Source organism: Pseudomonas sp. S2_H10 (assembly GCF_054668285.1).
Map to the genome: position 1 here is coordinate 3746324 of NZ_CP162754.1, position 8677 is coordinate 3755000.

10 protein-coding genes (1 of these 10 only partly in view) are annotated in these 8677 nt (G+C 58.6%); 1 reads left to right on the top strand and 9 read right to left on the bottom strand.

From position 1 onward, the window contains the following. Positions 1 to 22 precede the first annotated feature (22 nt). From AB4O16_RS16855 to AB4O16_RS16895, 9 genes are all read right to left on the bottom strand, one after another. A complete protein-coding gene (locus AB4O16_RS16855) occupies positions 23 to 340 on the bottom strand; it encodes a DUF2388 domain-containing protein (RefSeq protein WP_160388501.1) in 318 nt (105 codons plus the stop codon). A gap of 109 nt (positions 341 to 449) precedes the next feature. After that, the gene (locus AB4O16_RS16860; RefSeq protein ID WP_095967832.1) at positions 450 to 770 is read right to left on the bottom strand and encodes a DUF2388 domain-containing protein; all 321 of its coding nucleotides are present in this window, start codon (positions 768 to 770) and stop codon (positions 450 to 452) included. A 143-nt stretch (positions 771 to 913) separates the two neighbouring features. Next, on the bottom strand, positions 914 to 1015 hold the full coding sequence (locus AB4O16_RS16865) for a DUF1127 domain-containing protein (protein ID WP_460155351.1): 102 nt from the start codon (positions 1013 to 1015) through the stop codon (positions 914 to 916). A gap of 164 nt (positions 1016 to 1179) precedes the next feature. Further along, on the bottom strand, positions 1180 to 1395 hold the full coding sequence (locus AB4O16_RS16870) for a DUF1127 domain-containing protein (RefSeq protein ID WP_007969750.1): 216 nt from the start codon (positions 1393 to 1395) through the stop codon (positions 1180 to 1182). Positions 1396 to 1714: 319 nt separating this feature from the next. Continuing rightward, positions 1715 to 3208, bottom strand: a complete 1494-nt coding sequence (locus tag AB4O16_RS16875; protein ID WP_160388500.1) for an acetyl-CoA hydrolase/transferase family protein — start codon at positions 3206 to 3208, stop codon at positions 1715 to 1717. Between the two features lie 213 nt (positions 3209 to 3421). Continuing rightward, complete coding sequence (locus tag AB4O16_RS16880) at positions 3422 to 4855, bottom strand: NAD(P)(+) transhydrogenase (Re/Si-specific) subunit beta (protein WP_095967830.1); 1434 nt, start codon at positions 4853 to 4855, stop codon at positions 3422 to 3424. Continuing rightward, a complete protein-coding gene (locus AB4O16_RS16885) occupies positions 4852 to 5202 on the bottom strand; it encodes an NAD(P) transhydrogenase subunit alpha part 2 (protein WP_053152987.1) in 351 nt (116 codons plus the stop codon). The genes AB4O16_RS16880 and AB4O16_RS16885 overlap by 4 nt, the downstream gene beginning before the upstream one ends. Before the next feature lie 11 nt (positions 5203 to 5213). Then, complete coding sequence (locus tag AB4O16_RS16890; protein WP_460155352.1) at positions 5214 to 6335, bottom strand: Re/Si-specific NAD(P)(+) transhydrogenase subunit alpha; 1122 nt, start codon at positions 6333 to 6335, stop codon at positions 5214 to 5216. Positions 6336 to 6770: 435 nt separating this feature from the next. Then, on the bottom strand, positions 6771 to 7670 hold the full coding sequence (locus AB4O16_RS16895; RefSeq protein ID WP_460155353.1) for a LysR family transcriptional regulator: 900 nt from the start codon (positions 7668 to 7670) through the stop codon (positions 6771 to 6773). Positions 7671 to 7827: 157 nt separating this feature from the next. Between AB4O16_RS16895 and AB4O16_RS16900 the strand changes: the two genes are divergently transcribed. Beyond that, a protein-coding gene (locus AB4O16_RS16900; protein ID WP_007969743.1) for an acyl-CoA dehydrogenase crosses the window boundary here: on the top strand, positions 7828 to 8677 show its 5' portion. It continues 332 nt past the right edge of the window; only the first 850 of its 1182 coding nucleotides appear in the window; it begins with the start codon at positions 7828 to 7830; the stop codon falls past the right edge of the window.

Genomic DNA, 8677 nt, shown 5'->3' on the forward strand with positions numbered 1-8677 from the left:
GACTCCAGAAAAACAGGGATAACTATTGGACGAGAATTGCTTGCGCCAGTTCAAGGTCGCTGGCATGAAGTTTTGCCCGGGTTTGGCGCAGGTACCGCAGGGCTGACTCCAGCCGTGCGCCTCGCAACTGGCCGTCACTGGCAATGAACGCCGCGGCGTCATCATGGGCGGCGAGCAGTAGTTTATGGTCGAAGGGGGCGGAGGTCACGAGGCTTGTGGCGTAACCACTGGCAACGGTGCCCTGGGTGGACAGATTGAAGGCGTCGAAGGCATGGGCCGAACCCGAGTAGCCAAGCGCAAGAAAGACTGGAGCGATCAGTGTATTTGAAAGAAAGCGCATGTGACTCGACTGTTGAAAGTGAGCCGCAAGGCTAACGCAAGGTCCATTCTTGAGCCAGCGTCGAAACATGGGGACACTTCAAGCGTGCCCCCAAGTCTTGACCTGTCGCTTAGATCGTCAGGATCGCTTGCGCCAGTTGTGCGTCTGTTGCGCTCAGTTGCGGCGCCTTGTGACGAATGTGGTCGAGGGCGCTTTCCAGTTTCACGCCGCGGATGGAGCCTTCGCTGGCGACGAAGCTGGCGGCGTCGTCACGGGCGGCGAGGACGATCTTGTCATCCTTGAACGACGACGAGACGATGTTGGTGGTCGCATCGGACGTGGCCTTGAGCGCGTTGACAACCGCATCCGTGGTCACGATGAAGCTGGTGGCTTGGGCACTGGCAGCCACGGCAAACAGAGCCGCAGCGCTAAGCAGGCGAAGACGGGACATGGGTAACTCCTTTTGATAGACCATTTGAAATATGGCGCAGTGTCTGCAAGTCAGACGCCAGGCACTCGGCGTTCGCCACGTTCTGCATTGATATTAGGCCTGTATGTGTCGTTTCGAACAGTCCTGGCCATGCGAGCAGGCAGTCAGCGCCAGAACGGTTTGTCCAATTCATTGCTGCGCTCGGCGTGGCTGATGCCCAGGTCCGAGAGCTGACGAGCCTCGAAGGCGATACTGTACTCATTCATTTTGAATGTTTTTCAAACTGTACTGGTATCGAGGTTTCCCTACTGTAAGTGCAGAATCGACAGGCCAAAACGACAAAACCCGTCGTGGTTTCCCACGACGGGTTTTGTTTTTTCAATTCGGGTTGCTGGCGGTGGACCTTGAGGTCAGAGCCAGCGACGCTGAGTTAGCGCCAGAACGGCTTGCTCAGCTCTTCGTAGCGTTGTGCTTCGCTAATCCCGGCGTCAGCCAGCAGACGCGAATCCAGACGAGCCAGTTGATGGCGGCTGGTGATGCGGCGCTGCCACAGCATCAGGTTGGCGATAACGCGCAGAGGCAGGGAAGCCTGGGTTTTTGCAGCAGTGTCTTCGAAGAACAGATCGGAACTGAGTGTACGTTCCATGGTGGTCATCCTTCCGCTTGTGGCGGGATTAGGTAGTGGTTTAACTGGTGCCCATGATCCTCTTGTTTGCCTAGTCTCTGTAGATACAGTTCATCTGTATTGTGAGAGCTCAGTTAACTGTTTATAGGGGGTGTACTGGTCAAAATTGAGGCAACTGTACCTGTTCGCACTGTTTAAGTGCAAAAATGCAGTTTCTGCTCGAAAGGGTAGGAGTTTTCCGTCAGAAATGACCAGTACAGCAGTACAGTTTTTTCACTTCTTGAGAATGGTCAGAGCAAGCTGACGAAACTGTGTTTGCGCCAGCTGCTTTCTGTACCAATTACTTCTTCAGCATCTGCCCGGTTTCTTCCAGGTTGATGTGCCAGCTCAGGGCGTCACGCAGGATGTGTGGGGTGTGCCCGCCGATGGCGCACGCGGCGGTGAAGTAATCGTTCAACGCCTGGCGGTAATCCGGGTGCACGCATTTGTCGATGATGACCCGGGCACGCTCCCGGGGCGCCAGGCCTCGCAAGTCTGCCAGGCCCACTTCGGTCACGAGGATGTCGACATCATGCTCGGTGTGGTCGACGTGGCTGACCATCGGCACCACGCTGGAGATCGCGCCGCCCTTGGCGATCGACTTGGTCACGAACACGGACAGGTGCGCGTTGCGTGCGAAGTCGCCCGAGCCACCGATACCGTTCATCATCCGCGTGCCGCAGACGTGAGTGGAGTTGACGTTGCCATAGATGTCGAACTCCAGGGCGGTGTTGATGCCGATGATACCGAGGCGGCGCACGACTTCAGGATGGTTGGAGATCTCCTGCGGGCGCAGAACCAGCTTGTCCTTGTACCGCTCGAGGTTGCCGAACACATCGGCGTTGCGCCGGCTCGACAGGGTGATCGAACTGCCCGAAGCAAAACTCAGCTTGCCTGCGTCGATCAGGTCGAAGGTAGAGTCCTGAAGTACTTCGGAATACATCGTCAGGTCTTCGAACGGCGAGTCGATCAGGCCACACATCACCGAGTTGGCGATGGTGCCGATACCGGCTTGTAGCGGGCCGAGCTTGTTGGTCATGCGTCCTGCTGCCACTTCCTGCTTGAAGAAGTCGATCAGGTGGTCGGCGATGGCCTGGGTCTCGGTGTCCGGTGCCAACACCGTGGAGGGCGAGTCAGCCTGGTTGGTGACCACGATGGCGACGATCTTTTCCGCTGGAATCGGGATGGCGGTGCTGCCGATGCGGTCGTCGACCTTGACCAGTGGAATCGGCGTGCGGGTCGGGCGATAAGTCGGGATATAGATGTCGTGCAGACCTTCCAGGTTCGGGTTGTGCGCCATGTTGATCTCGACGATCACGTGCTTGGCGAAAATCGCGAAGCTGGCCGAGTTGCCTACCGAGGTGGTTGGCACGATATGCCCTTGCTCGGTGATCGCCACGGCTTCAATCACGGCAATGTCCGGCAGTTTCAGTTGCTGGTTGCGCAATTGCTCCACGGTTTCCGACAAGTGCTGGTCGATGAACATGACTTCACCGGCGTTGATCGCCTTACGCAGGGTGCTGTCGACCTGAAACGGCATGCGTCGCGACAGCACGCCAGCTTCGGTCAACTGCTTGTCGAGGTCGTTGCCCAGGCTAGCGCCAGTCATCAGGCTGATCTTCAGCGGCGTGACCTTGGCACGTTCGGCCAGCGCCTGAGGAACGGCTTTGGCTTCGCCGGCGCGAGTAAAGCCGCTCATGCCGACGGTCATGCCGTCTTCAATCAGGGCGGCGGCGTCGGCAGCGCTCATCACTTTGTCCAACAACGAAGGCAGGCGAATACGGTCACGGTACATGGATTGTTATCTCGGGCAACAAGTAGCAGGACGTGCAGTCTAGTGAATTGCGCCGGCTTCTGTCCCGCTACCAAGGTCGCAATCGAGGCGTCTATTCCGGGCCTTTAAAGCAAAACACCGTTACCGGATCGGTAACAAAAGGATAGTTTGTCCGACGATTTGCGCAAACAAAAACGCCCCGACAAGTCGGGGCGTTCTGTGTACCGCAGAGGGTTAGTCGACGGCTTTTACCATGTCCTCGATGACCTTTTTAGCGTCACCGAACACCATCATGGTCTTGTCCAGGTAGAACAGTTCGTTATCCAGGCCGGCATAGCCGCTGGCCATCGAGCGCTTGTTGACGATGATGGTCTTGGCCTTGAACGCTTCGAGGATCGGCATGCCGGCAATCGGCGATTTCGGATCGTTCTTAGCGGCCGGGTTGACCACGTCGTTGGCACCCAACACCAGCACCACGTCGGCCTGGCCGAACTCGGAGTTGATGTCTTCCATCTCGAACACCTGGTCGTAAGGCACTTCGGCCTCGGCCAGCAATACGTTCATATGGCCCGGCATACGACCGGCCACCGGGTGGATCGCATACTTCACGGTCACGCCGCGATGGGTCAGCTTCTCGGTCAGTTCCTTCAGCGCATGCTGTGCCCGTGCTACCGCCAGGCCGTAGCCCGGAACGATGATCACGGTGTCGGCGTTGGTCAGCAGGAAGGTCGCATCGTCAGCCGAACCGGATTTCACCGGACGGGCTTCCTTGGCGCCTGCAGGGCCTGCGTCGGCTGTATTGCCGAAACCGCCGAGCAGTACATTGAAGAAGGAGCGGTTCATCGCCTTGCACATGATGTACGAGAGGATCGCACCGCTTGAGCCCACCAGCGAACCGGCGATGATCAGCATCGAGTTGTTCAGCGAGAAGCCGATACCTGCCGCCGCCCAGCCGGAGTAGCTGTTGAGCATCGACACGACCACTGGCATGTCCGCGCCACCGATCGGGATGATGATCAGCACACCCATGATGAAGGCCAGGGCCAGCATCAGGGCGAAGGCGCTGAGGTCGCCGGTCAACATGAAGGTGATGCCCAGGCCCAGTGTAGCCACGCCCAGCAGCAGGTTCAGTTTGTGTTGGCCGGTGAACTGTACCGGTGCGCCCTGGAACAGGCGGAACTTGTACTTGCCCGAGAGCTTGCCGAAGGCGATGACCGAACCGGAGAAGGTGATCGCACCAATGGCGGCACCGAGGAACAGCTCCAGGCGGTTACCGGCCGGGATCGCGTCACCCAGTTGCGCAACGATACCCAGCGACTGCGGCTCGACGACCGCCGCAATGGCGATGAACACCGCGGCCAGGCCGATCATGCTGTGCATGAAGGCGACCAGCTCGGGCATCTTGGTCATTTCAACGCGTTTGGCCATGATCGAGCCGGCAGTGCCGCCGATCAGCAGGCCGACGATCACGTAGACGATACCGTCTTGCGCCAACTCGGCACCGAGCTTGTAGATCAGGCCGACCGTGGTGAGGATCGCCAGGCCCATGCCGAGCATGCCGAACAGGTTGCCGCGGCGCGACGTGGTGGGGTGCGAGAGGCCCTTGAGCGCCTGGATGAAGCAGACCGAGGCGATCAAATACAGGGACGTAACCAGGTTCATGCTCATGCTTGCTGCACCTCAGCCTTGACTGCTTCGGCCTTGGCAGCCGGAGCCTTGGCCGCTTTCTTCTTGAACATTTCCAGCATGCGGCGAGTCACCAGGAAGCCACCAAACACGTTGACGGCGGCCAGGGCCACGGCCAGGGTGCCCATGGTCTTGCCCAGTGGAGTCACGGTCAGGGCTGCCGCGAGCATGGCGCCGACGATGACGATGGCGGAGATGGCGTTGGTCACGGCCATCAGTGGTGTGTGCAGTGCAGGTGTCACGTTCCAGACCACGTGGTAGCCGACATAGATGGCCAGCACGAAGATGATCAGGTTGTAGATACCGTGAGAGATCAGCATGTCTTCCATTGTTTTTATCCTCAGCCGTTCTTGCGCACGATCTGGCCGTCGCGGCACATCAGGCACGCGGCGACGATATCGTCTTCAAGGTTGATCACCAGTTGTCCTTCTTTATCGAACAACAGTTTCATGAAGTCCAGCAGGTTGCGTGCGTACAGCGCCGAAGCATCGGCCGCCACTGCGCCGGCCAGGTTGGTCGGGCCAACGATGGTCACGCCATTTTCGACGACCACCTGATCGGCCACGGTCAGCGGACAGTTACCACCCTGCGCCGCCGCGAGGTCGATGACCACCGAGCCCGGTTTCATCTGTGCCACGGTTTCCGCGCTGAGCAGCGTCGGTGCCTTGCGGCCCGGAATCAGTGCGGTGGTGATGACGATGTCAGCCTGTTTGGCGCGTTCGTGCACGGCCAGGGCCTGACGTTGCATCCAGCTGGCCGGCATCGGACGGGCGTAACCGCCGACACCAACGGCGCATTCGCGTTCTTCGTCGGTCTCGTAAGGCACGTCGACGAATTTGGCGCCGAGGGATTCGATCTGCTCTTTAACCGCAGGACGCACGTCGGACGCTTCGATCACCGCACCCAGGCGTTTCGCGGTAGCGATTGCCTGCAAACCGGCCACGCCAGCACCGAGAATCAGCACGCGAGCGGCCTTTACGGTACCGGCAGCGGTCATCAGCATCGGCATGAAGCGCGGGTAGTAGTGCGCGGCCAGCAACACGGCTTTATAGCCGGCGATGTTGGCTTGCGACGACAGCACATCAAGGCTCTGCGCACGGGAAGTGCGAGGCGCAGCCTCCAGGGCAAATGCGGTAATGCCGCACTCGGCCATTTTGGCGATGGTTTCGTTGTTGAACGGATTGAGCATCCCGACCACGACGGTGCCGCTTTTAATCAGCGCCAACTCGCTGTCGCTGGGCGCGACCACCTTCAAAATCAGCTCTGCGCCAAACGCGTCATTGGCGCTGCCAATGGTTGCGCCTGCCGCTTCATAGGCACTGTCGACAACGCTGGCATTAATGCCGGCGCCGCTTTGTACAGTGACCTTATGGCCCTGGCCGATCAGCTTCTTGATGGTTTCCGGGGTTGCAGCAACCCGTGTTTCACCGGTCTGGGTTTCGAGAGGAACACCAATGTGCACGTCAAATCTCCTGCGTGATCTTATTGAGTAAACCCATGCACTACGGATGGTGCGGCTGGGGCGGCCGATCAGCACGATCCCGCCAAAATGAGGCGGGGCGCGGCATTTTGCAGGCGAACTTTGTGCCCTTCAAGGGATTATGACGGGTGACGGAAAATTAACTACAAGTCACCCCGTGACCGAATGTCGCAACCAACCGGCTCGATCCCTTGCAGACCGTGCTTTTCAAGGATTCTGGCCGAAATTGAAGAATTTACACATCGGCCGTATGAATGATGCGGCATCGCTACGAAATAGTGGCGCAAAGCCGCGTGGTCAGGCGCTTGTGGGACGTTTGTACGACTTCTCGATACAGTTTGCTGCTATGCGACAAATACGTATATCTGTAGGGCTTTTATTTTTCTGACTACGAGGTCAAATAACATTGGAGAGCCTTTAACCCTCTAGGCTGTAGCTGTGCGCCTGATTTACCAGCCAGTCACGAAATGCCCTCAAAGACGCAGATTCGACCTTTCGCTCAGGAATCATCAGGTAATAAGCCTTGATGCTGGACAGTGCCTGGGGGTTGGCGATCACCAGGCGTTTTTCTTTCAACTCGCGTTGAATCAGGAACGGCGGGATCAACGCAATCCCCATGTCGTGCATGGCCGCCTGGGCGAGCATTGAGAATAGCTCGTAGCGCGGGCCTGTCATGTCTCGCGGGACATTCAGGTGTTGGGAGTCGAACCATTGGCGCCAGGCGTAGGGGCGTGTGGTCTGTTGCAGAAGAGGCAGCTCGGCGATGTCCGCGGGCGCCAGGCTGGTCTTGTTTCCCAGTAGGCTGGGGCTGCAAACAGGCATCGGATTTTCACCCATCAGCCTGTGGGATTCTGTACCTGACCAATCCGCATCACCGAAGTAGATGGCGGCATCAAAATCAGTGTCGGCGAACAGGAACGGCCGCGTCCGGTTGGTCAGGTTGACGGTCACTTCCGGGTGTTTTTGCTGGAAGTCCTTGAGTCGCGGCAGCAACCACTGGGTGCCGAAGGTCGGCACCACGGCCAGCTCGATCACGTTGGCGCCCTGCTGGCCCATGACCGACAGCGTGTCTCGCTCGACCGCATCAAGCTGAGTGGCCACTCGACGACTGTAGGAAAGCCCGGCCTCCGTCAGCTTCACTCCACGCCGCGAGCGTCGGAACAGTTCCACGCTGAGGAATTCTTCAAGGCTGGCGATCTGTCGGCAAATCGCCCCTTGGGTCAGCGAAAGTTCCTGGGCGGCCTTGGTGAAGCTCTCGTGGCGCGCCGCTGCCTCGAAGCTGATCAGGGCCGTGGTACTGGGTATCTTTCTGCGCATGTACGTCAACCTCACTAATGGATCGCATAAAAGCTCTTTTGCGACCTTTCGGAGTGAGAAATTAGCACAACAGTATGCGAAATCCTCGTTTGCCGTAGAGCCGATCCGGGCCTAGGATCAGTCCACGTTATTTGACCCGATTCGAGAGGACACACTCATGGGCGGTAAAGCTAGCTTCAACTGGATCGATCCCCTGCTGCTGGATCAACAGCTCACTGAAGAAGAACGCATGATTCGCGACACGGCTGCGCAGTTCGCTCAGCAGAGCCTGGCGCCGCGCATTCTTGAAGCTTTCCGCCATGAGAAGACCGATCCGGCGATCTTCCGCGAAATGGGCGAAGTGGGTCTGTTGGGCGCAACCATCCCCGAGCAGTACGGAGGCAGTGGCCTGAACTACGTCAGCTACGGCCTGATTGCTCGTGAAGTCGAACGTATCGACTCCGGCTATCGTTCGATGATGAGTGTGCAGTCCTCGCTGGTGATGGTGCCAATCAATGAATTCGGTACCGAAGCGCAGAAGCAGAAGTACCTGCCGAAACTGGCCTCGGGCGAGTGGATCGGCTGCTTCGGTCTGACCGAGCCTAACCACGGTTCCGATCCGGGCGCGATGATCACTCGTGCACGCAAAGTGGAAGGCGGCTACAGCCTCACTGGCAGCAAGATGTGGATCACCAACAGCCCGATTGCCGACGTGTTCGTGGTCTGGGGCAAAGACGATGCCGGCGACATCCGCGGCTTCGTTCTGGAGAAAGGCTGGAAAGGCCTGAGCGCTCCGGCGATTCACGGCAAGGTTGGCCTGCGCGCATCGATCACCGGTGAAATCGTCATGGACAACGTGTTCGTGCCGGAAGAGAACATCTTCCCGGATGTGCGCGGCCTGAAAGGTCCTTTCACCTGCCTGAACTCGGCACGCTACGGTATCTCCTGGGGTGCACTGGGTGCGGCCGAGTTCTGCTGGCACACTGCTCGCCAGTACACCCTGGATCGTCAGCAGTTCGGTCGCCCGT

What these genes read in the sequence shown, in the direction of transcription:
- AB4O16_RS16875 (WP_160388500.1), bottom strand. Translation starts at nt 3,208, where the DNA reads ATGTACCGTGACCGTATTCGCCTGCCTTCGTTGTTGGACAAAGTGATG.
- AB4O16_RS16885 (WP_053152987.1), bottom strand. Translation starts at nt 5,202, where the DNA reads ATGGAAGACATGCTGATCTCTCACGGTATCTACAACCTGATCATCTTC.
- AB4O16_RS16855 (WP_160388501.1), bottom strand. Translation starts at nt 340, where the DNA reads ATGCGCTTTCTTTCAAATACACTGATCGCTCCAGTCTTTCTTGCGCTT.
- AB4O16_RS16870 (WP_007969750.1), bottom strand. Translation starts at nt 1,395, where the DNA reads ATGGAACGTACACTCAGTTCCGATCTGTTCTTCGAAGACACTGCTGCA.
- AB4O16_RS16865 (WP_460155351.1), bottom strand. Translation starts at nt 1,015, where the DNA reads ATGAATGAGTACAGTATCGCCTTCGAGGCTCGTCAGCTCTCGGACCTG.
- AB4O16_RS16895 (WP_460155353.1), bottom strand. Translation starts at nt 7,670, where the DNA reads ATGCGCAGAAAGATACCCAGTACCACGGCCCTGATCAGCTTCGAGGCA.
- AB4O16_RS16860 (WP_095967832.1), bottom strand. Translation starts at nt 770, where the DNA reads ATGTCCCGTCTTCGCCTGCTTAGCGCTGCGGCTCTGTTTGCCGTGGCT.
- AB4O16_RS16880 (WP_095967830.1), bottom strand. Translation starts at nt 4,855, where the DNA reads ATGAGCATGAACCTGGTTACGTCCCTGTATTTGATCGCCTCGGTCTGC.